Consider the following 20,935-nt stretch of genomic DNA (forward strand, 5'->3'; position numbering starts at 1 on the left):
CCACACCACACCATCCCCCCATGGAGTTCACCATGTTCCCTACCACCCCCGTGGTATCCCGGCGGCGGGCACTCGCCGTCGTCCCCCTGGTCAGCGCAGCGCTCTTCCTGGGCGCGTGCGGCTCGGACAGCGACGGTTCGACCAGGTCCGAGGGCGGCAAGGAGGCCGGCGGCCTCATCGCGATCATCACGCCGTCGGCGGACAACCCGTTCTTCAAGGCCGAGGCGGACGCCGCCAAGGCCAAGGCGGAGTCGCTCGGGTACGAGACCTCCGTCGCGTCCCACGACGACGACCCGAACAAGCAGAGCGAGCTGATCGACACGGCGATCTCCCGCAAGGCCAAGGCGATCATCCTCGACAACGCCGGCGCGGACGCCTCCATCGGTCCGGTCCGCAAGGCCAAGGACGCGGGCATCCCGGTGTTCCTCATCGACCGGGAGATCAACGCCACGGGCATCGCCACCGCGCAGATCGTCTCCAACAACGCTCAGGGCGCCCAGTTGGCCGGCGAGTCCTTCGTCAAGGCGCTGAACGGCAAGGGCAACTACGTCGAGCTGGTCGGCAAGGAGTCCGACACCAACGCGGGCGTGCGCTCCAAGGGTTTCACCGACGTCATCTCCCAGTACCCGGACATGAAGCTGGTCGCGAAGGAGAGCGCCAACTGGGACCAGCGGGAAGCCTTCAGCAAGATGGAGACCATCCTGCAGAAGAACCGGAACATCCAGGGGGTCATCGCGGGTAACGACACCATGGCGCTCGGCGCCGTCGCTGCGCTGAAGGCTGCCGGCCTGACCGGGAAGGTCGTCGTGGTGGGCTTCGACGGCAGCCCGGACGCCATTGCCGCGATCAAGGCCGGCGAGATGCACGCCACCGCCCTGCAGCCGGCCGTGCTCGGCGCCGAGACGGCGGTCGAACAGGCCGACAAGTTCATCAAGACCAAGTCGACCGGCGCCGAGGAGAAGCAGTCCATCGACTGCGAACTGGTGACCAAGGAGAACGCCGACCAGTTCGGGATCTTCGGCCGGAAGTAGGCTCGGCACGACGGGTCCCGTGTCCAGCCGTCAGCGGCGGCACGGGACCCGTCGGGTGACACCCCGGATCGGTCGAGAGTCGGTCCGCCTGAGAGGTCGGGGTCACCGGCGGTGCGGAGCCGACGGTCGGGTGTGCCGCGATCCCGGCGGGAATTACGGGGCGGGTTCTTTGGCGAGGCGGCGGGCCACGTCCAGGTCGGTCACCAGGACGTCGAGCCAGCCGCCACGGAGCGCCGCGCGGATGGCGGTGTACTTGCGGGTGCCGCCGGCGATCGCGACGACGCGGGGTATGGATCGCAGGGTGTCGGTGTCGATGCCGAGCACCCGCTCGTCGAGCGCCGACTTGACCACGTCGCCGTGTTCATCGAAGAAGCGCAGGCAGATGTCGCCGACGGCCCCCAGCTTGCGCAGGGCATCCTGGTCGGAGTCGGCGATGGCGTTGCCGCTCTCCATCAGCAGCGGCGACGGCTCCAGGCTGCCCAGGCCGGCGAGCAGCATGGTCAGGCTGCCGTACGTGGCCATGACGTCGCTGATGTGCGGGTCGGCCATCAGGACCTCGCGGGCTGCCGGTGACGTGGCCAACCCGGGCGCGGGCAGGAAGACCGCCTTGGCGCCGGTCAGGATCGCCAGTCGGTCGGCGAGGCGGGTGGCGTAGATCTGCGAGGTGCTGTTGCCGACCCCGCCGATGACCTGGACGACCTGGTCGGCGACCGGGTTGGGTCGGGGGCGCATGGCGTCGACGGTGGCGAGCAGGGTGGAGCTCCAGGAGGAGATGCCGATGCGGTCGCCACCGGTGAGCGTGGTCTCCAGGTAGACCGCGGCCGCTGCGCCGATGGCCTGCAGGGCCGACTGCTCGCCCGGCGAGGACTGGCCGGTGTCGGCGACCACCACGTCTCGCAGGCCGAAGCGGCGCTCGATCTCCTCTTCCAGCTCGGCGTGCACGCCGGCCGGGGTCACTACGGTGGTGCGGACGATGCCCAGCGCGGTGGCCTGCTTCAACAGGCGAGAGACGCGGGGCTGGGAGATGTGCAGCTGCTCGGCGATCTGCGGTTGCCGCATGCCGTGTTCGTGGTACATGCGAGCGACCTTGGTCAGCAGTCGCAGCTGTGTGGTGGCCACACCGCCGATCGCTGGTTCCCGCAGGTTACCGCGTTCGCTGGGCACGGGACTCCTTCCGACGTGCGGGTGAGGCGAGGGCCTCGCAGGCCGAGGATACCTGAATGTGCATTCAACGCTGATTGCCGTAGCGGCCTCCCGGAGTCGGGATCACGACGGGGAGGAAATCGATGCGGGCGATTGCCGACGCCCGCCGTGGCCAGCCCTCACCGACGCGGCAGCGGTGGAGGCTCGGCGAGCGGTGGTCGCCGGGCCTGTGCGGTCGCACCGGCCGGCGGGTCGGGCCCGTCCGGTACGCGCCTACGGATCCTCGGCGAGGCGTCGAGCGGCGTTGAGGTCGGTGATGAGGACGTTGACCCAGTGACCGGTGAGCGCGGCGCGGATGGCGGCGAGTTTGCGCAGACCGCCGGCAACGGCGACGCGTCGGGGAATCCGACGTAGCTGGGCGACGGTGATGCCCAGGATGCGTTCGTCGAGGGCGGTGGTGACCGGCTCGCCGGTCTAATTGAAGAAGCGTAGGCAGATGTCACCGACGGCATCGGCTTCGCGGAGGGCGCGCTGCTCCCGGTCGGTGATGGCGTTGCCGCTGTCGCGCAGCAGCGGGGAGGGGGCGAGGCTGCCGATGCCGACGAGGATCATCGTCAGGTTCTGCCAGTGGGTCATCACCTCCGTGACGAAACCGTCCGAGGCGAGAGTGGCGCGGGACGAGGACGAACCGACGAGCCCGGGGGCCGGTAGGAACACCGGACCGGCGCCGGTGAGGTCGGCGAGTCGGCCGGTGAGTCGAGTGGCCTGGACCTGGGCGGTGGGGGTACCGACGCCACCGAGGAGCTGGACGACCTCGTCGGCGACCTTCGTGGGGCGCGGGCGCATCGCTTCGACGGTGGCCAGGAGCGTGGCGCTCCATGAGGAGATGCCGATGCGGTCGCCACCGGTCAGGGTTGTCTCCAGGTAGACGGCGGCGGCGGAACCGAGGGCCGGGATGACATCTTCGTCCGTGCCGCCGGCGGCGTCCACCACCACCACGTCGTCGAGGCCGTACCGGTGTTCGATGGCGTCCTCGAGGTCGGTGTAGACGGCCGTCGGCGGCATCACCATGGTCCGGACGATGCCCATCTCGACGGCCTGTTTGAGCAGACGTGAGACGCGGGGTTGAGAGATGTGCAGCTGAGCGGCGATCTGGGGCTGCCGCATTCCCCGCTCGTGGTACATGCGAGCAACCTTGGTGAGCAGGCGCAGCTGGTCCTGGGCACGGCGGGCGGCGGCAGCGCGCCGGCGCGGCGTACCTCCGACGCCGTTCGGTTCGACGCCGACCACGGCGGTCCGTTCTCTCTCCTGTCCGCCCGATGTGGACTCGCCGTGGCTCCCGGTGGCGGAGCGGCCCGAAGTCCGCCGCCTCATGACGTGCCCGAGGTGTCCTGGTTCTGGACGAACCGGCGCCGCTGGGCGGAGAAGTCCCCGGACGGGGATCGTGACTCGTCGGTGTGGCGGACCCGGATCGGGCGGTACCGCCTGGCGAGGTCGTAGCTGCCGACGTCGTTGACGTCGAGGGCGCGACGGTCGCTGCACGAGCCCGCGATCGTGTTGATGACGCCTCCGACCGCGCCGCGGATGTCCTGGCTCGGCGAGAGCAGGGCGTGCACGATCGTGTTCCGGTCGTCGGTCTCCATCTTGGCGGCCGTGTTGATGACTCGCCGACGGGGGCGTGACGCGCTCACGCGAGGATCACTTTCTGGATCAGGCGCTGGGCGGCCAGGGCGTCGTGCCGTTCCTGGATGGCGGCCAACTCGTCCAGGGGGATGCGTTCGCAGCGCTCCTCCAGCAGGCGCAGCGTGGCGACGCTGGTGCGTACGGCGTCGACCGGGTCCTCGCGGTAGTTGTCGTCGAGTTCGATGTCCACCAGGCAGCCCCGCTCGTGGGCGAGAGTGAACACCTCGGCGGGGTTCTCCTTGGCGAACAGGGAGTGTCCGAAGTCCAGGACCAGACCGACGTTGTCGACGCCCATGGCCGCGATGCCGAGCAGTGAGGCGGCGGCGGTGCTCCAGAGCAGTCGGGCGCGGGGCTCCTTGAGCTTGTACTCGATGCCGAAGGTCATGTCCGGGAAGTTGCGCGCCACGTCGCGGATGCCCTCGATGCCGTGCCGACGGACGGTGGCGTAGTCGACCTGGAACGGATAGTCGTAGCCGTCCTGGCCCGGCCAGAACTTGACGTGGCCCGCGCCCAGTTCCCGGGCCGCCGCCACCGCCTCGTGCCCGAGGTCGACGGCCTTGCGTCGCAGTGACGGGTCCGGATTGGTGAAGGAGCCGCTGCGGAACTCGCGACCGTAGATGACCGGCGTGACACTCACCGCCGAGAGATTGTGCTTCCGGAGGGCCGCGGCCACCTCGTGGACCGCCAGGTCCGGCTCGGGGAACGGATAGTTCAGGACCACGCCGGCCAACGCGCCTGTCCGGGCCGCCATCTCGATGGCCTCCAGCGTGCCGACCGGCGGCCCGTAGCCCTCGGTGGCGTACCGGTCGAGGATCTGTCCAAAGACCCACATGCCTGCCGTGTACGACTGCACGCCACCTCCGCCGGAATCAAAATTCAGTGACCGATGACTATTCTGGACGGTAGCGCCGGACTGAATGGCATGTCAAGGATCAGCCGCGGTGGATGCGTGAGGTGCGCCCGTCGACGATTGACCACAAGCTGCTGGTCCGCGTCGATGAGAGCCTGGTGATCGCCGTGCAGGGTGAGCGGCTGCGGCCGGTGCGTGGTCGAGGAGCGGCGGGCCGGTCGTCCTTCACGCGGCCCGGTGGCGCGAAGGATCTCCCCGGCCCGCCGCTCTTCAGCCAATCGTTGTCGACGGGGAGGCGGAGCCCGTCAGTTCACGGGCTGGTACACGTGGGCGACGGCGACGACGGCGTACCGGTGCCGATGAAGCCGAACGTGGTGCTGCCGCCCGCCGGGATCGAGCCGTTGTAGTCGACGTTCTTCACCGTGACGGTCGCACCGCTGGTGGTCAGCGCGCCGCTCCAGACCTGACTGATGCTCTGGCCGCTGTTGAGGTTCCACTTGACGGTCCAGCCGTTGATCGCCGAGTTGTCGGCCTTCACGGTGACCTCCCCCTGCCAGCCGCCGCTCCAGGATCCGACGGTCCGGTAGCTCGCGCCGCAGGCGCCGTTGGTCGGCGGGTTGGAGGTCGGCGTCGGGCTCGGCGTGAAGGTGGGCGTCGGACTCGGAGTGGAGGTCGGCGTCGGGCTAGGGGTGGACGTCGGCGTGGGGCTGGGGGAGCCGGAGAGGGTGGGCCCGGCGCAGCTGCTCACGATTCCGGGCACGTCGCCGGCGCTGTCCGGCGTGTAGCTGTACGGGGGACTGGTGAACGGAGCCACGCCGCCGCCGGTGCCGCCGGCGCCGCCGTCCCGCTTGCCGCTGGTGTTGTCGTAGACGTTGCCCCGAGCGGTGATGTAGGACGGCCGGTCGTACATGAACTGGTGCGGGTTCCTGGTGTTCTTGAAGTAGTTGTTCTCGACCAGCACCGAGGCGAGCGATCCGACGCCGACGGCGTAGGTGTTGTCGGTGGCGGTGTAGTAGCTGTTGTAGACGTGCCCCTTGCCGTAGAGCATCCGCGGCATGCGCTGGTCGACCAGCGAGGCGAACCAGTTGTGGTGGAAGGTGGCGTTCTGTTTGCCCACGTCGGTGGCGTCGTGGTCGGCGCCGCCGCTGACCAGGCTGGCGAAGCGATGCGGGTGGGAGGAGTTCGTGTACCAGAACTTCACCCACGACACCGTGATGAAGTCCGAGCCCTTGGTGAGATCCATGAGGCCGTCCCCGGCGTCCCAGACGTTGAGGTGGTCGAACCAGAGGTGGTGGGAGCCTCGGGCGGCGATGGTGTCGGCAGGGTGGTTGCCGTACCCGGCTCCGCGGATGTTCAGGTTCCGGACGATGATGTTGCTGTGGCCGTCGCTGATGTTGATGCCGCCGGCGATGGTCGCACTCGCATCGGCGCCGATCAGTGTCTTGTTGCTGCCGACCTCTACCGGGCTGGTGCCGGTGCTGATCGTTCCGGAGATCCGCAGCACGCGGGGAGTCGAGTCGGCCGCGTATTTCCGTAGGTCGCCGAGGCTGGTGATGCTCTGCGGGGTGGCGTTGCCGCCGCCGGTGGTCGTGCTCATCCCGCTGCCCGGAACGGTCGCCCAGCCGACCAGCCGGTCGTCGCAGGCGCTCGCCGCCGCGGCCGGCGACGCGCCGACCACGCCTGGCCCGCTGACCGCGACCAGCGCCCCGGCTGCGACCAGGACGACCGCTGCGGCGAGGGACAAGGGTCGAGGTCGGGGTGCGTGCGACGTTGATGAGTTGGTTCTACGCAGTGTCATGTGCCCACCTCCTGATGGGGCGGCGGCTTCGCGGTGCGGCGACCGCCGGGGCTGGAGCCGGTCGAACCCCTCTTCGCGGCTTCGTGGTCGGGTCCGGTGTCCGGTCACGGACGTGCCGTCGGGTGCTGTCGCCGGTGGGTGCGTGACCCGCTGTCGCTGTGGTCCTTGCCTGGCACACCTGGCTCGTGGCCGGTGTCGTCAGGCGCGACCCTCCCGGTTGCTGAATGTAAATTCAGCAACGCATCCAAATTTGGCTATCGATACCGTAACGCTCATCAATGTCTGCGTCAATTGATCATTCGCGGTCGTCACCGGGTCCTCCTGACAACCCAGTACCGGGAGAAGCCGACACCCTCGCCGACGCCGTCACGGTCATCGACCGCGGACGGGTGACGCCCGCTCCGTTCGTCAGCTCCTGGCTGCCCCGGCCACCATGACCGCCTCCGTTGCGGTCGTGTTACCGTCCGCCGGTCACAGGCCGAGGGGCCTCGTCCCGGCTTCTGCCACGGCGCGCGGAGAGCAGGCCGACGGCGGCGGCGGTGAAGAACATCAGGGTGCCGTAGATGGCCGGTGGCATGGCGATGTCGCTGTTGTCGAGCAGGGCCGGGCTGAGCGCGATCGTGATGGCCAGGGTGGCGTTGTGGATGCCGATCTCGAACGACGACGCGACGGCCTCCGGGTGCCCGACGCGCAGCAGGCGCGGCGCGGCGTACCCGATGGCCAGGCTGATCAGGTTGAACACCAGGGCGATGAGGCCGACCGCGCCGACGGTCGCGGCGAGTTCGTCCCTGATGCCGATCACCGCGCCGGTGAGCACCACGACGAGAACCACGATGGACAGCACCTTCACCGGGCGCTGCATCCGGGTGGCGAACTCGGGACGTCGCCGGCGGACGGTCATGCCGATGGCGATCGGAACGAGGACCAGGGCGAACACCTGGAGCACCTTGTCGAACTGCAGGCCGATGGAGCTGTCCGAGCCGATGAACGCGGCGATGGACAGGTTGACGATCAGGGGCAGCGTGAACAGCGCGAGCACCGAGTTGATCGCGGTCAGTGTGACGTTGAGCGCGACGTTGCCTCCGAACAGGTGGCTGTAGAGGTTGGCGGTGCTGCCGCCGGGGGAGGCGGCGAGCAGCATCATCCCGACCGCCAGTTCCGCCCGCAGGTCGGCGGCGAGCACCAGGCCGAGGCAGACGGCCGGCAGCACCAGCATCTGACAGATCAGGGAGACGAACACGGCCCGGGGGTAGGTGGCGACGCGGCGGAAGTCGCCCACCGTGAGGGTGAGCCCCAGGCCGAGCATGACGATGCCCAGGGCGACGGGGAAGAGCACGAGCGACACGTCGGAGCTCATGGCGGCGGGCCTCCTGGTCGCGGACACGAAGGACCACCGGATCGTCACACCGGGAGGGTGCGCCGGCCATCTCACGGCGTGCGCTGCCCTGCGTCGCCGTGGACGACGAGGCCGACCCCGTAGATAGCCGTCGCTGAGCATCGGAAAGCGCGATGAGGAACGGCCCGCCGATCAATCACCGGTCCGTCGGGACACCGACAGGGGAACTGTCGAAGGACAGACGCCGAAGCAATTCACCGGCACCCTGGGCCCGCCTCGCTGGACACGTCTTCGCAGCTCAGGATGAGTGTGAAACGGTCAACGGCATTATCGCGGGCCGGGGCCGGTCGTCGCGAAAACCGTATGTCGGGGCGGTGGGGCGCGTCGAATACTTCCCTCGACGCATCACCCGAATGCGTCTCCCGCCCGACGGGATCGTACGCACAGAAAGCGCACTGATGAACACCAGAGCATGGCGACCCGCCCTCCGCACCGGTGTGACCGTCGTCGCCGCCGTGGCCGTCACCCTCGGTCTCGGCGCGGCGCCGTCGTCCGCCGACGACGGTACCGAGATGGGGCAGATCAACCACGGCAAGCCCCTGGCCGACGCCGCCGTCGAACTCGTCGACAACCTGGACCGGATCGGCTGGCCGCAGGAGAGCGCCTACAACTTCTACAGCTCACCCGGGGCCGCGACCACCGTCGTCTTCGGCACACCCGGCCAACCGACCACCTACCGTAACGAGACCCGGTGCGCCACCTTCGTCCGCCGGTTGCTGACCCACACCTTCGCGTGGGCGACCCCGACCTTCTTCAGCACCGAGTTCGGCGCGCAGTACCCGAACAGCGCCGCCTTCCACGACGCCTTCGTCGCCGACCGGGACCGAACCGACGACATTCCGGGCATGCGCGCCTTCGACCTGTCGTTCCTTCCCTACATGACCCTGTACCCCGGGGACGTCATGGCCATCAAGTACATCGGCGCGAGCGGCACCGAGAGTGGACACACGGCGATCGTCGGTCCGGGCAGCCGGCTGTACGACGACAGCCACCCCGACTACCGCGAGTGGGCGATCTCGCTGCTGGACAGCACCTCCAGCCCGCACGGCAACCCGGCCAACCCGCGCGGCTACCCGGACAGCCGCTTCTACTACGACACCGATGCCCAGAAGTGGGCGGAGGCGGACGGCGCCGGATCGGGCTGGATGTTCATCCGCACCAGCCGCAGCACCGGCCGGATCGTCGCGCACCGGTGGAGCCTGAGCTCTCCCACCTGGTACGACATGGACGCCCGCCCGATCGTCATCGGCCGGGTCGACCCGTACGCGTAGGGCCAGATCGCGCCGACCGGTGACGTGCCCGGCGTCGGTCACACGGATGTGGGGCTGCCGATCGGGTACGGCCCGGCGGTGATTCCACGCCATTGCGCGGGCCGCTTCGCGAAACCCGTCCGTCCCATTCGCGGACGTCCTTGCCGGGTGGCAAGTGCCCGCCCGTGTGTCGTGACCACACTCGGTTCCGGGCTCCGGATGCCGCCGTCGACGCGACGGTCGACGGCGGCATCCGCGACCCCGTGCCGAGTCAGTTCGTGCCGGTTTCGGGATCGGCCGATTCGACGAGGTATCCCCGCCCCCAGGCGGTACGGATGACGAGCCCGAGCGGCGTGATCCGACGGCGCAGCCGCATGATGTGCAGATCGAGGGAGTTGCGGCTGGAGAGCTGGTCACCTCCGGCGAGTTCGTCACAGAGCGCCTCGCGGGCGACGAGCAGCCCGAAGTTGCGGATCAGCACCTCCATCACGGCCGCCTCGCCCCGGGACAGGGCGACCGACTGGCTGCGGAAGGTGAGGACACCGTCCATGTCGACCTGCGGGATTTGATGCGATCCGGCCCGTGCCAGCAGGGCCCTGGCCCGGAGGCTGAGATCCTCCCGGGGGGCCGGGACGCGGACCCAGTCCTCCCGGGGGTCGGTGCACATCGGCGGCGTCGTGCCGGTCGCCACGATCAGCAGGCGCAATCTTCCTGAGTTCCTGCACCGTTCCCGTCGTGCCGATTCTTCGGGCCAACGGATGATTTCCACATCGTGGATGCTGCGGTTGAACATGTTCCCCCCGGGTCACCCTTCGCGAGTGCTGTCGTCGGCGTGGTGCGAACTGCAGTGGGGGGACCGGGGTGATGGGCATAGCGGATGCGGAACGCCGGCTGCGTGATGCAAGGTGCCCCCCGCGAGCCATTTCGAGTGGCAAGCGCCAATATTTTATGGCTTGTTACGGCGCTGAGAAGCCTCGGGGATCGGGGCCGTTCAGCACGAACCCCGCTTGACGCGGATAGCCGGGTGAGGTATTGCGCCGGCCGGGCGTCGCCGGCCCGAATCCGGTGGGGCGGCCCGGCCGCGATCGCCTGCGGCACGACGCCACGGCCCCGGTCGGGACGTGAAAGAAACGAGAAAGAATCCGCCTCCACCGCAGAGCCGACTCGTAGAATCGCGACGTCCAGCGCGACGTCCGTGCCAGGGGCGACGAACACATCCCGGCGGTCCGCCCCCGGGCAGTTCGGAAACGGCGCTCGTGTTGTCGGGGGTCGGCGCGATGCCCGGTGCGGATCGGAGTAGGCCGTGCAGCATCTCCACGAAGAGTCCGCCGAGGCCGCACCGAGCCGGGCCGACCGGATGTCGTACTCGGCGGACGTGAACTGGGAAGCGATGCTCTCCGACATGAACCATCTCGCGCGGATGCCGCAGCGGGGTGAACCGTCGGCGGCCCGGGCGGTCGTCGGAGGCTCCCGCGCGCTGTCGGGATCCGCCGTCATGGCGTGCCTCTCGGTTCTCCTCACTGTCGGCGTGGTGGTGTCCCTCATGGTCCTCCGGTAGAGCGGAACGGGATCGCCGGGCCCGCCGAAAGATGCCGGAAAGATTCACGACGGCCGCTGCGAAGGCTCGTCTACCGTGACCGCCATGGAATTGAGGATCTTCACCGAGCCTCAGGAAGGCGCCTCGCACGAGGATCTGCTCCGCATCGCGAAGCGCGCCGAGGACGCCGGTTTCCCCGCATTCTTCCGCTCCGACCACTTGATGACCACCGGCTCCGGTGCCGGCCTGCCCGGCCCCAGCGACGCCTGGACCACCCTCGCCGCCCTGGCGCGGGAGACCTCCCGCATCCGCCTGGGCACGCTGATGACCGCGGCCACCTTCCGCCACCCCGGCGCGCTGGCCGTCATCGTGGCCCAGGTGGACCAGATGTCGGGGGGCCGCGTCGAGTTCGGTCTCGGCGCCGCCTGGTTCGAGGGCGAGCACCAGGCCACCGGCATACCGTTCCCGCCGCTCGGCGAGCGGTTCGACCGCCTGACCGAGCAGCTCGAACTGATCACCGGGTACTGGGCCACCCCGGTGGGGGAGAAGTACTCGTACACCGGCCGGTGCTATCAGCTGGCCGACTCGCCGGCCCTGCCGAAGCCGGCGCAGAGCCCTCGCCCCCCGATCATCATCGGCGGCAAGGGCGTCAAGCGGACCCCGGCCCTGGCCGCGCGCTTCGCCGACGAGTTCAACGTGTCGCTGCGCGACATGCCGACCTGCGCGGCGCAGTTCGAGCGGGTCGACGCCGCCTGCCACCGACTGGGCCGCGATCCCGCCGAGATCGTCCGGTCGGTCGCGCAGACGGTGTGCGTCGGCCGGGACGACGCCGAGGTGGGCCGTCGCGCCGAGGCCATCGGCCGTGACCCCGCCGACCTGCGGGCCAACGGCATCGCCGGCACCCCCGCCGAGGTCGTCGACCGGATCGGGCAGTGGCAGCAGAAGACCGGCGTCGAGCGGATCTACCTGCAGCTGCTCGACCTGTCCGACGAGGCGCACGTCGACCTGATCGCCGAGAAGGTGGTACCCCAGCTCGCTCGATGACGGCAACCGTCCGGCCACCACGGGAGACACCGCACATGGGGGCAGCCCTCACCACGACCTCGACCGAGGTCATCACCCGCTCCTTCGACGACCTCGACCTCGCCCACCTGCGGCAGAGACCGGGCGCCAAGTGGCGGTGCGTCCCGGTCGACGTGCTGCCCGCCTGGGTCGCGGACATGGACTTCCCGGTCGCGGACCCGATCCTCGACCGCGTCCGGCTGATCGCCGCGGGCGGCGATCTCGGCTACCCCGACTGGCCGGGTGGGGTCAGCCCGCTGCGCGAGGTCTTCGCCGCCCGCATGGCCGGCCGCTACGGCTGGCACCCGAGGGCCGACCAGGTACGCGAGTTCGCCAACGTCACCCAGGCCGTGCAGGTGATGCTGCATCTGGTCACCGCCGTGGGCGACGTCGTCGCCCTCCACACGCCGGCCTTCCGCCCGATCTCCGCCGGCGTGACCGCCATGGGCCGGCGGGTGCTGCCGATCCCGATGCACGACGACGGGTCCCGCTGGCAGTTCGACGCCGAACGGTTCGCCCGGGAGGTCGCCGGGACGGGCTGCCGCGTCCTGCTGCTGGTCAACCCGCACAACCCCACCGGGCGGGTGTTCACCGCCGACGAGCTGCACGCCATGGCGGAGATCGCCGTACGCCACGACCTGCTCGTCATCTCCGACGAGGTGCACAGCGACCTCACCTACCAGCCGTACGCGCACATCCCCTTCGCCTCCCTCGGCCCGGACGTGGCGGCGCGGACGATCACCGTCACCTCGGCCAGCAAGGCGTTCAACCTCGCCGGGCTGCGCACGGCGGTGTGCCACGTCGGTGTCGCGGCGGCCCGGCGGGCCCTCGCCGACCAGCCGGCCGAACTGTTCGGCGCGGTCAATGTCCTAGGCGTGCAGGCGACGATCGCGGCCTGGACCGAGTGCGACGCCTGGCAGGCCGCCACCCTGCGGTACCTGGAGCAGAACCGGCTCCTCGTGTGCGACGTCCTCCGGCGTGAGGCCCCCGGGATCCGCCTGCTCGCCCCCGAGGCGACCTACCTCGGCTGGCTCGACTGCCGGGCGCTCGGCTGGGACGAGGACCCGGCGTCCCGGTTCCTGCGCGAGGGACGGGTGCTGCTCAGCGCCGGCCCCGACTTCGACCCGGGCGGAGACGGCTTCGTACGACTGAACTTCGCCTCGCCGCGGCACGTCCTGACCGAGGTGCTGCGGCGGGTCGTCGGCACGGTGCGGCACTCATGATGCTGGTCACCGCCGCGGTCGTGCTGCCCGGTCCGGCCGGCGAGAGCATCGTCGACGGCGGCGTCCTCGTCGACGACGGCCACATCGCCGCCGTCGGCCCACGGACCACGCTGGAGGGCGTCGCGCCCCCGGGCACCCCGCACCTCGACTTTCCCACCGCGACGCTGCTGCCGGGCCTGGTCAACGGGCACGTGCACCTCGCCATGGACGCCAGCCCGGATCCGCTGGGCGCGTTGCTGCGCTCCGAGCCCGCAACCCTTGCCGTCGACATGGCGCAGCGGGCGGCCCGGTTGCTCGCCGCCGGCATCACCACGGTCCGTGACCTCGGCGACCGGGACGGGCTGGCCCTGCGGCTGCGCGACGCGATCGACGCGGGCACCCGTCCCGGGCCCCGGATCCTCACCGCGGGCAGCCCTCTGACGATCCCCCGCGGCCACTGCCACTTCCTCGGCGGAGTGGTCGAAGGGGTGGCCGGGATCCGCGCGAAGGTGGCCGAGCTGGCGGCGGCGGGCGTCGACGTCATCAAGGTCATGGCCGGCGGCGGGCACCTCACCCCGGGCGGGCCACGGATGTGGGAGAGCCAGTTCTCGCAGGCCGAGCTGCGGGTCGTCGTCGAGGAGGCCGGGCGTCACGGCCTGTCGGTCGCGGCGCACGCGCACGGCATCGCCGCCATCGCCGACGCCGTCGCCGCCGGGGTCGGCAGCGTCGAGCACTGCACCGGAATGGACGCGCAGGGTCGGATGCGACGGTACGACGGCCTGATGCGGGAGATGGCCGACCGGGGGGTCGCCGCCTGCTGCACCACCTGCGGGCCGGACTGGCGCTCGGTACGCGCCGCCGAGGGCGACGACGTCGCGCGCCGCACGTACGGGCGGCTGGTCCTGCTCGAACAGTTCGGCGTACCCCTGATCACCGGGACCGACGCCGGGGTGGCGAACGCGACGTTCGACGACCTGGTCGGCCTGCTGGAGCTGTACCGGTGGCTGGGGTTCCCGGCGGCCCGGGTCGTCGAGTTGGCCACGGTCGCCTCCGCGGCGGCGATCGGTCTCGGCGCGGTGACCGGGCGGCTCGCCGCCGGGTACAGCGCGGACCTGCTGGTCGTCGAGGGCGACCCGCTGGTCGACCTGAGCGCCCTGAGCAGTACCCGGCTGGTCGTGGCCAGGGGCCGGGCGTATCCGGCCGGCGACGTCACGCGGCCGGCGACCATGACGAGTACGGACATCAAGGAGGGCTTACGGTGACTGCACGGGCCAAGGTGGACCTCTGGTTCGACCCGATGGATCCCTGGTCGTGGATCGTGTCGAGGTGGCTCCTCGAGGTCGAGCGGGTACGCGAGATCGATCTCGGCTTCCACGTGATGAGTGTGTCCCTGATCAACGCCGACCGTGAGGTACCGGCCCAGTACCGGGACGATCCCGAGGCGTTCCTGGCGCGCATGCGCAAGGCGTGGGGGCCGGTCCGGGTGGCCACCGCCGCCGTCGCCCTCAAGGGCGACGAGGTGCTGCGGGACCTCTACACCGCCGTCGGTACCCGGATCCACGAGCGCGGGGACGCCGACTACGACCGGGTGGTACGGGAGGCGCTGGCCGAGGTCGGCCTGCCCGCCGAGCTGGCTGAGGCCGCGCAGGGCGAGGAGTACGACGGCCGGCTCCGGGAGAGCACCGAGCGCGGCATGCGGCCGGTGGGCACGGACGTGGGCTCCCCGATCGTGCACATCGACGGAATGGCGTTCTTCGGGCCGGTTATCTCCCGTATCCCGCGCGGTGAGCAGGCCGGCAGGTTCTTCGACTCGCTGGCCGGGCTGGCCGACTTCCCGCACTTCTGGGAGCTCAAGCGGATCCGGACCGAGGAGCCGGAGTTCTCCTGACCCTGGGTCGACGCCGGTGCGGAGGCCACGCCGCCTCCGTGCCGGCGGTGCCGGGCGGGATCGTCACTGGCGCCGCCAGCCGGTGTGCCGGGTGGCGCTGCGCCAGTCGTCGCGGGGGGCGGACACCCGGCCGTCCTCGTGCTGGGTGGACAGCACCAGCGTGGACCGGATCTCTCCGTGCCGGCCGAGCCGTTCGAGCAGGCCCTCCAGGTGGTCCAGGGACGTGGTGCGGACCTTCAGCAGGGAGCAGTACGACCCGCTGAGCTTGTGCACCTCGCTGATCTCCGGGTGCTCGGTGGCGGAGCTGGTGTCGAGCAGGCACCGTCCCCGGGCGCACCGCAGCTCCACGAAGGCCAGCAGCGGGTACCCGGCGAGCCGGGGGTTGATCTGCGCCCGGTAGCCGCTGATGACGCCGAGGTCCTCCAGCCGCCGGACCCGTTCACCGACGGCCGGGGCCGACAGGTTGATCCGCCGGCCGAGCGCGCGGAACGACAGTCGGGCATCCTGCTGGAGCTCCCGGATGATCTCCCAGTCGACATCGTCCAGCGCCTTGTCCAGTTGAGATGCCATACCACCGAATGACCTTTCAGTCGGGTGGCGACAGCCGGATCTGCCACGCGAATGCCATTCTATCGTCGGCGACGGATATCTAATCTGCCCGCATGGGAATTGCGCTCCTCAAGGAGCCGGCCCCCGTCGTGCGGGGCCGCTCAATGACGTCCTTGTTCATCGGTGTCGCCATGATGACCACCGCCATGGTGGCGGCGAGCACGGTGAGCACGCTCATCGTCGCCGACACCGTCGGGTCGCGGCTCAGCGGATTCGCCAACGCTGCCGGGGTGCTCGGCTCGGCGGCCGGCGCGCTCGGCCTGGGCGCGCTGACGGCGCGGCGGGGTGGCCGTTCCGCTCTGGTCACGGTGTACCTGTGCGCGCTCGGCGGCGCGCTCCTCGCCTTCGCCGGCGCCGCCGGTACGGCACTGTCCGCCCTGCTCGTCGGCATGGTGCTGATCGGCATCGGCAACGGCGGGGCGCAGGTGGCGCGGTACATGGCAGCGGACCTGTACCCGGAGGACCGCAAGGCCTTCGGGCTGTCCATCATCGTCTGGGCCGGCACCGTCGGCGCGTTGGCGGGACCGACCCTGGTCGCTCCCGCCGGCCGGTTCGCCGAGGCCCTCGGGCTGCCGGAACTCTCCGGGGCGGTGCTCGCCGCGGCCGGGCTCACCGCGGTGGCGGTCACCGTCACCACGCTGCTGCCCGGCACCGGCCGTGTCGAGGCCCGCCGGCCCGGCTTCTCCCGGCAGCGGATCGGGCAGGTGGTGCGACGTCCGGCGGTCGCCACCGCCCTGTGCGCCATGCTCGCCGCGCACCTGGCCATGGTCACGGTCATGACGATGACGCCCCTGCAGCTGCACGAACACGACCACGGCCTGGACGTCGTCGGTCTCGTGCTCAGCGCGCACATGATCGGCATGTTCGCCCTCGCCCCGCTCTCCGGCCGCATCGCCGACCTGATGGGCGGCCGCTTCGCCGTGGGCTGCGGCGTCGCCCTGCTGGTCGCCGCCGCCGCCATCGTGATGGTCGCGCCGACCGGGCACACCACGACCCTGCCGGCCGGGCTGTTCCTGCTCGGATACGGCTGGAACCTCGTCTTCGTGGGCAGCAGCAGCCTGCTCAGTCGCGAGTTGGATCCGGCGGAGCGCAGCGAGGTGCAGGGCGCCGTGGACGCCGTCGTCTTCACCGCCTCGATCGTCGCCAGCCTCGCCGCCGGAGCCCTCTTCGCGGGCGGCGGCTTCCCCCTGGTGGCCCTGGCCGGCGGCCTGGTCGCGCTGGCCCCCGTGCCGCTGCTGCTGCGCCGCGGCCCGGCCCGGACGCCACGCGGGTAGCCGGGGTCCCCGGGCGACCGGCGGCTCCGCCGGCGCACGCCATCGGTGGCCGTACGTCGGGAGCCGGCCGCCCCGACATCGATGACCGCCGAGATTCTTACTGGGATCTGTCGAGCCGCGACCGCGTGCGGGACGGCCGTGTTGAAGTGTGCACACACGGTCGACGTCTCCCGAGCAGGTGCGTGGAGGAGTCCCGGGGCGGGCACCGTCGAGCCGATCGACGGTGGCGCCGCCGGGACGAGTCCGCCCCGGCGCCGCCACGGTGTCGGGCCACCGGTCAGGGGACGCGAACCGCGCCGACGAACTGCCGGTCTCTCGACGACAACGACATCAAGGCGTGCCCGGCGTACCTGTGGTGGAGCCGGGGTCGCTCGCGGAAGGCAGCACCGAGACCTCGCCCTGACGCGCGTGTCCCCGTACACCGTCCGTCACGCAGCCGCCCTGTCGCCCAGGGAAGTGTTGAGGAAACGCATGACAACTCATGTTCGATGCCGCCATGAGGTGCCACTGCCCACTGGACCCGGCGGAGCGCCCCACCGGTTCTCCGCCGACCGCTCCGAGACCTACTGCGTCCACGTCTGCCAGCACGAGACCGTCGCGGTGCAGCACCTGCTGCGCGAGATCGACGGCCGCCGCGTCGCGCTCATCACCGACGACCGGGTGGCGACCCTGCACGCCAAGAACCTCGCCGACCAGCTCCGGATCGGCGGTGTGGACGTCGCCCTGACGTCCTTTCCGGCCGGTGAGGCGAACAAGTCCCTGCGGACCGCCTGCGAACTGCTCGACTGGCTCGCCGGCACCGCCCTGGCCCGCCGTGACGTCGTGCTCGCCGTGGGCGGGGGCGTCGTGATCGACACCGTCGGCTGGGTCGCCAGCGCGTACATGCGCGGCGTGCCGTACATCAACGTGCCGACCACCCTGCTCGCGCACGTCGACGCCGCGCTCGGCGGCAAGGTCGCCGTCGACCACACCAGCGCCAAGAACCTGATCGGCGCGTTCTACCAGCCGAAGGCCGTCGTCTCGAACGTCGGCTACCTCGCCACCCTGGACCGGCGGCAGCTCGCGGCCGGACTCGCCGAGGCGATCAAGAAGGGCGTCATCGGGTCGCCCGCGCTGTTCGAGCTCATCGCCGACGTGGCGGACCGCGTCCTGGACCGGGACATGGACGCGCTGGAAGGGCTCGTCCGCGCCTCCAGCGCGGTCAAGTGCGAGCTGCTGGCCCACGACCCCTATGAGAACGACCTGCGCCGTCCCCTCAACTTCGGTCACACGATCGGGCACGCCGTCGAGACGGTCACCGGCTACGGGCCCGTGCTGCACGGCGAGGCGGTGGCGTTCGGCATGACGGTGGCGGCCGAGATCGCCGCGAACCGGGGCATCCTCGCCCCCGGCCTGCACGACCGCCTGGTGCGGCTGCTGCGCCGCGTCGAGCTGCCGGTACGCATCACGGACCTGCCGGCCCCGGTCGAGCCGGACGCCGTGGTCGCGGCCCTCGACCAGATCCGCAAGATCCGCGACGGCAGGATCCGGTTCGTGCTGCCGATCCGGCTGGGGGAGACGGCGATCGTCGACGACGTGGGCGACGACGAGGTGCTCTCGGTGCTGCGCCGGCTGTCGGAGCCGGACCGGTGACGGCCTCCGACGGCGGCCTGCACGCCGCCGGCATCCTCTTCGACCTCGACGGCGTCCTGGTCGACTCCGGCAGCACCGTGGACCGCTCCTGGCAGGGCTGGGCCCGGCGGCACGGCCTCGACCCGGCGCGGGTGCTCACCTCCTGCCACGGGCGGCCGACGGCGGAGACGATCGCCGCGCTGGCCCCGCACCTGGACCCCGCAGCCGAGGCGGTGACGCTGGAGAAGGAGCAGGCCGAGGACACGGTCGACCTGCGCCCCTGCCCCGGCGCGGCGGCGCTGCTGGCGCAGCTGCCCGGCGACCGCTGGGCGGTCGTCACGTCGGGCAGCCGGGCGCTGGCCGTGTCCCGGCTCAGCCACGTCGGCCTGCCGGTACCCGCGGTCCTGGTCACCGCCGACGACGTGACGCGCGGAAAGCCCGACCCGCAGGGATACCGGGCCGGGGCGCGGGGCCTCGGCCTCGCCCCCCGGGACTGCGTGGTGATCGAGGACGCGAGCAGCGGCGTGCTCGCCGCCCGCGCGGCGGGTTGCCGGGTCATCGGCGTCCGGGGGCCGGTGCTCGGCCCGACGTCGGACCTCGACGCGCTGGTGGAGAACCTGGGCGGCCTCGCCGTGACGTCGGCCGCGTCGGGGCTGGTGCTCCGCCTCCGAGAGGCCGTGGACGGATGACGCCCGCACCGCCCGTGCTGACGGTGGGCCGGGGCCTCATCGGGGCCGCCGTCGCACGGCGGCTCAGGAGCCAGGGCCACCCGACAGTGACCGTCGGCCTCACCCCGGACCCGACGGGCGAGCACCTGCCCGTCGACCTCTCCGGGGCGCCGGGTCGCAGCGCGCTGGGCGCGGCGGTGCGACGACTGCGCCCCCGGGCCGTCGTCCTCACCCACGGGCCCAGCGACGTCACCTGGATCGACGACCACGAGGAGCAGGCCGCCGAGGTGCACGTCGGCACCGCGCGGACGGTCGCGGAGCTGGGCGTGCCGACGCTGCTCGTCTCCACCGACAACGTCTTCCCCGGCGACCGGCCCTTGCGCCGCCCCACCGACCCGGTCGCCCCGGCGAACGCGTACGGCCGGGTGAAGGCGGCGGCGGAGCGGGCGGTGCTCGACACCGGGCAGGGCCTCGTGCTGCGGGTCAGCCTGGTGTACGGCTGGACGGAGCAGCACCGCGCGACCTACGCACAACGCTGCCTGACCGCCGCGCAACGGCAGGAGCCCCTGCGGGCGCCGGTCGACCAGGACTTCACCCCCGTGCACGTCTCCGACGTCGCCCACGTGCTCGCCGCGCTGTGCGCGGCGCCGGCGCTGCCCGTCGGCGTCCGCCACCTGGCCGGGCCCGAGCAGCTGAGCCGGTACGACTTCGCGCGGCTCGCCTACCGCCTGTCCGGGGCCGACGAGGGGTGGGTCCGGCCCTGCCGGCGGGCCGAGACGCAGTGGGCCTCGCGACCCAGGTACTCCTCGTTGGCCTGCGACGACTTCGGCCCCATGCTCGGCGTCGACGGATGGCTGCCGATGTCGGCCGAGGCCGGGCTGCGCGCGATGCTCGCCGACGTCCGATCCGTGCTCGGGAACGCCCGTGCCGGGCGCTGACCCGGGCACCGCCACCCTCGTCGCGATCGACGCCGGGGGCAGCCACACCCGCGTCCTGGCCGTACGGCCCGACGGGACCCGCGAGCACCGGGTCCGGCCGTCGGTGAACCCGCACGCCACGGGGCCGGCGGCCGACCGGACCCTGCACGAGGTGTTCGCCGGGATCGCCGCGGCGGGCGTCGCGCCGGTGCTGGGGTGGCTGGCCAGCGCCGCGCTGGACCCGGAGGATCCGGAGCCGGAGCTGACCCGGCTGCGCCGGGCCGCCGAACGGGCCGGCCTCTCCGCCCGGCTCGTGGTCTCCAACGACGTCGTCCCGCTGCTGTGGGGGGTGCCGGCGCTGGCCGGCGCGGGCATCGCCCTGGTGTGCGGCACCGGCTCCGGGTTCCTCGGAGTGGACCGGCGTGGCACGGTCGCGCGGGCCGGGGGATGCGAGTACCTGGGCAGCGACGAGGGCGGAGCCGTCGACATCGGACGGCAGGGCCTGTGTGCGGCGGTGCGGGCACTGGACGGCCGGGGACCACGCACCGCCCTGGTCTCCCTGCTGACCCGGGCGAGCGGGGTCACCCTGCCCGGGCTCGCCCGGGCCATCGCGGCCCAGCCGTACCCCAAGCAGCGTCTCGCCGACCTCGCGCCGCTGGTGTGCACCGGCTGGCTGGACGGCGACGCGGTCTGCGCGGACATCCTCGACCGCGCGGCCGGCGAACTCGTCACCGGCGTACGGGCGGTGCGCCGGCGGCTGTCCCTGCCGGCGGGCTTCGCCGTCGCGACGGTGGGTGGCGTCTTCAGCGGCTGCCCCCCGTTCCAGGCGATGGTCGCCGACCGGCTGCGCGCCGACCTCGGCGCCGGTCACGTCGAGCAGGTGGACACGAGCGCGGAGACGGTGCTCGGGGCGTTGCGACACATGCTCACCGGCGGGCGCCCGCTCGCGGTGCCGGAGGCGATCGACCGGCGGCACGCCTGGATCCTGACGACCTGAACCCGGGGCCCGACCGGCG

The 20,935-nt window shown here is 71.5% G+C and carries 19 protein-coding genes and 1 pseudogene; 12 read left to right on the top strand and 8 right to left on the bottom strand.

The annotated features are described in order from the left end of the window. The first annotated feature begins 20 nt into the window (after window positions 1–20). Entirely contained in the window at window positions 21–1,031 is a 1,011-nt protein-coding gene (locus ACPFP2_RS00785) for a D-ribose ABC transporter substrate-binding protein (RefSeq protein WP_424084990.1), read from the top strand. Window positions 1,032–1,184: 153 nt separating this feature from the next. Here ACPFP2_RS00785 and ACPFP2_RS00790 read toward each other — a convergent pair whose 3' ends face one another. The 6 genes and pseudogenes from ACPFP2_RS00790 to ACPFP2_RS00815 form a co-directional block, all read right to left on the bottom strand. Beyond that, the gene (locus ACPFP2_RS00790) at window positions 1,185–2,195 is read right to left on the bottom strand and encodes a sugar-binding transcriptional regulator (RefSeq protein WP_424084992.1); all 1,011 of its coding nucleotides are present in this window, start codon (window positions 2,193–2,195) and stop codon (window positions 1,185–1,187) included. 252 nt (window positions 2,196–2,447) lie between these two features. After that, window positions 2,448–3,548: pseudogene (locus ACPFP2_RS00795) on the bottom strand (sugar-binding transcriptional regulator). After that, window positions 3,545–3,865: a hypothetical protein gene (locus tag ACPFP2_RS00800; protein WP_424084994.1), complete on the bottom strand. Its 321-nt coding sequence runs from the start codon at window positions 3,863–3,865 to the stop codon at window positions 3,545–3,547. The pseudogene ACPFP2_RS00795 and the gene ACPFP2_RS00800 overlap by 4 nt, the downstream one beginning before the upstream one ends. Then, on the bottom strand, window positions 3,862–4,689 hold the full coding sequence (locus ACPFP2_RS00805) for a sugar phosphate isomerase/epimerase family protein (RefSeq protein WP_424084996.1): 828 nt from the start codon (window positions 4,687–4,689) through the stop codon (window positions 3,862–3,864). Before ACPFP2_RS00805 ends, ACPFP2_RS00800 begins: the two co-directional genes overlap by 4 nt. A 328-nt stretch (window positions 4,690–5,017) precedes the next feature. Next, on the bottom strand, window positions 5,018–6,451 hold the full coding sequence (locus ACPFP2_RS00810) for a cellulose binding domain-containing protein (RefSeq protein WP_424084998.1): 1,434 nt from the start codon (window positions 6,449–6,451) through the stop codon (window positions 5,018–5,020). A 511-nt stretch (window positions 6,452–6,962) separates the two neighbouring features. Then, a complete protein-coding gene (locus tag ACPFP2_RS00815; RefSeq protein WP_424085000.1) occupies window positions 6,963–7,862 on the bottom strand; it encodes a bile acid:sodium symporter family protein in 900 nt (299 codons plus the stop codon). 437 nt (window positions 7,863–8,299) lie between these two features. Here ACPFP2_RS00815 and ACPFP2_RS00820 point away from each other — a divergent pair, with 437 nt between their 5' ends. After that, a complete protein-coding gene (locus ACPFP2_RS00820) occupies window positions 8,300–9,172 on the top strand; it encodes a hypothetical protein (RefSeq protein WP_424085002.1) in 873 nt (290 codons plus the stop codon). Window positions 9,173–9,422: 250 nt separating this feature from the next. Here ACPFP2_RS00820 and ACPFP2_RS00825 read toward each other — a convergent pair whose 3' ends face one another. Beyond that, a complete protein-coding gene (locus ACPFP2_RS00825; RefSeq protein WP_424085004.1) occupies window positions 9,423–9,944 on the bottom strand; it encodes a helix-turn-helix domain-containing protein in 522 nt (173 codons plus the stop codon). Between the two features lie 510 nt (window positions 9,945–10,454). Between ACPFP2_RS00825 and ACPFP2_RS00830 the strand changes: the two genes are divergently transcribed. The 5 genes from ACPFP2_RS00830 (at window position 10,455) to ACPFP2_RS00850 (ending at window position 14,840) form a co-directional block, all read left to right on the top strand. Beyond that, complete coding sequence (locus ACPFP2_RS00830; protein ID WP_424085006.1) at window positions 10,455–10,709, top strand: hypothetical protein; 255 nt, start codon at window positions 10,455–10,457, stop codon at window positions 10,707–10,709. An 84-nt stretch (window positions 10,710–10,793) separates the two neighbouring features. Beyond that, entirely contained in the window at window positions 10,794–11,732 is a 939-nt protein-coding gene (locus ACPFP2_RS00835; RefSeq protein WP_424085008.1) for an LLM class F420-dependent oxidoreductase, read from the top strand. 35 nt (window positions 11,733–11,767) lie between these two features. Then, on the top strand, window positions 11,768–12,973 hold the full coding sequence (locus ACPFP2_RS00840) for a MalY/PatB family protein (protein WP_424085010.1): 1,206 nt from the start codon (window positions 11,768–11,770) through the stop codon (window positions 12,971–12,973). Then, window positions 12,970–14,214, top strand: coding sequence for an amidohydrolase family protein (locus tag ACPFP2_RS00845; protein WP_424085012.1), 1,245 nt, complete (start codon window positions 12,970–12,972; stop codon window positions 14,212–14,214). Before ACPFP2_RS00840 ends, ACPFP2_RS00845 begins: the two co-directional genes overlap by 4 nt. Beyond that, on the top strand, window positions 14,211–14,840 hold the full coding sequence (locus ACPFP2_RS00850; protein WP_424085014.1) for a disulfide bond formation protein DsbA: 630 nt from the start codon (window positions 14,211–14,213) through the stop codon (window positions 14,838–14,840). Before ACPFP2_RS00845 ends, ACPFP2_RS00850 begins: the two co-directional genes overlap by 4 nt. Window positions 14,841–14,903: 63 nt before the next feature. Here ACPFP2_RS00850 and ACPFP2_RS00855 read toward each other — a convergent pair whose 3' ends face one another. Further along, complete coding sequence (locus ACPFP2_RS00855; RefSeq protein WP_424085016.1) at window positions 14,904–15,410, bottom strand: Lrp/AsnC family transcriptional regulator; 507 nt, start codon at window positions 15,408–15,410, stop codon at window positions 14,904–14,906. A 143-nt stretch (window positions 15,411–15,553) separates the two neighbouring features. On the opposite strand from ACPFP2_RS00855, the gene ACPFP2_RS00860 reads away from it, so the two are divergent. The 5 genes from ACPFP2_RS00860 to ACPFP2_RS00880 all read left to right on the top strand — a co-directional run bounded on the left by ACPFP2_RS00860 (window position 15,554) and on the right by ACPFP2_RS00880 (window position 20,916). Continuing rightward, window positions 15,554–16,723: an MFS transporter gene (locus ACPFP2_RS00860; RefSeq protein ID WP_424085018.1), complete on the top strand. Its 1,170-nt coding sequence runs from the start codon at window positions 15,554–15,556 to the stop codon at window positions 16,721–16,723. A gap of 501 nt (window positions 16,724–17,224) precedes the next feature. Further along, window positions 17,225–18,355 carry a 3-dehydroquinate synthase gene (gene aroB / locus ACPFP2_RS00865; protein ID WP_424085020.1) on the top strand — a complete coding sequence of 377 codons (1,131 nt, stop codon included), beginning with the start codon at window positions 17,225–17,227 and terminating at the stop codon, window positions 18,353–18,355. Beyond that, window positions 18,352–19,023: an HAD-IA family hydrolase gene (locus ACPFP2_RS00870; protein WP_424085022.1), complete on the top strand. Its 672-nt coding sequence runs from the start codon at window positions 18,352–18,354 to the stop codon at window positions 19,021–19,023. The genes aroB and ACPFP2_RS00870 overlap by 4 nt, the downstream gene beginning before the upstream one ends. Next, window positions 19,020–19,940 carry an SDR family oxidoreductase gene (locus tag ACPFP2_RS00875; protein WP_424085024.1) on the top strand — a complete coding sequence of 307 codons (921 nt, stop codon included), beginning with the start codon at window positions 19,020–19,022 and terminating at the stop codon, window positions 19,938–19,940. Before ACPFP2_RS00870 ends, ACPFP2_RS00875 begins: the two co-directional genes overlap by 4 nt. After that, window positions 19,927–20,916 (top strand): BadF/BadG/BcrA/BcrD ATPase family protein, encoded by a 990-nt coding sequence (locus ACPFP2_RS00880; protein ID WP_424085026.1) that lies wholly within the window; start codon window positions 19,927–19,929, stop codon window positions 20,914–20,916. The genes ACPFP2_RS00875 and ACPFP2_RS00880 overlap by 14 nt, the downstream gene beginning before the upstream one ends. Window positions 20,917–20,935 lie beyond the last annotated feature (19 nt).

Origin of the sequence: Micromonospora citrea (genome assembly GCF_049629545.1) — a bacterium.
In the GTDB taxonomy this organism is placed as follows: Bacteria; Actinomycetota; Actinomycetes; order Mycobacteriales; family Micromonosporaceae; genus Micromonospora; species Micromonospora citrea_A.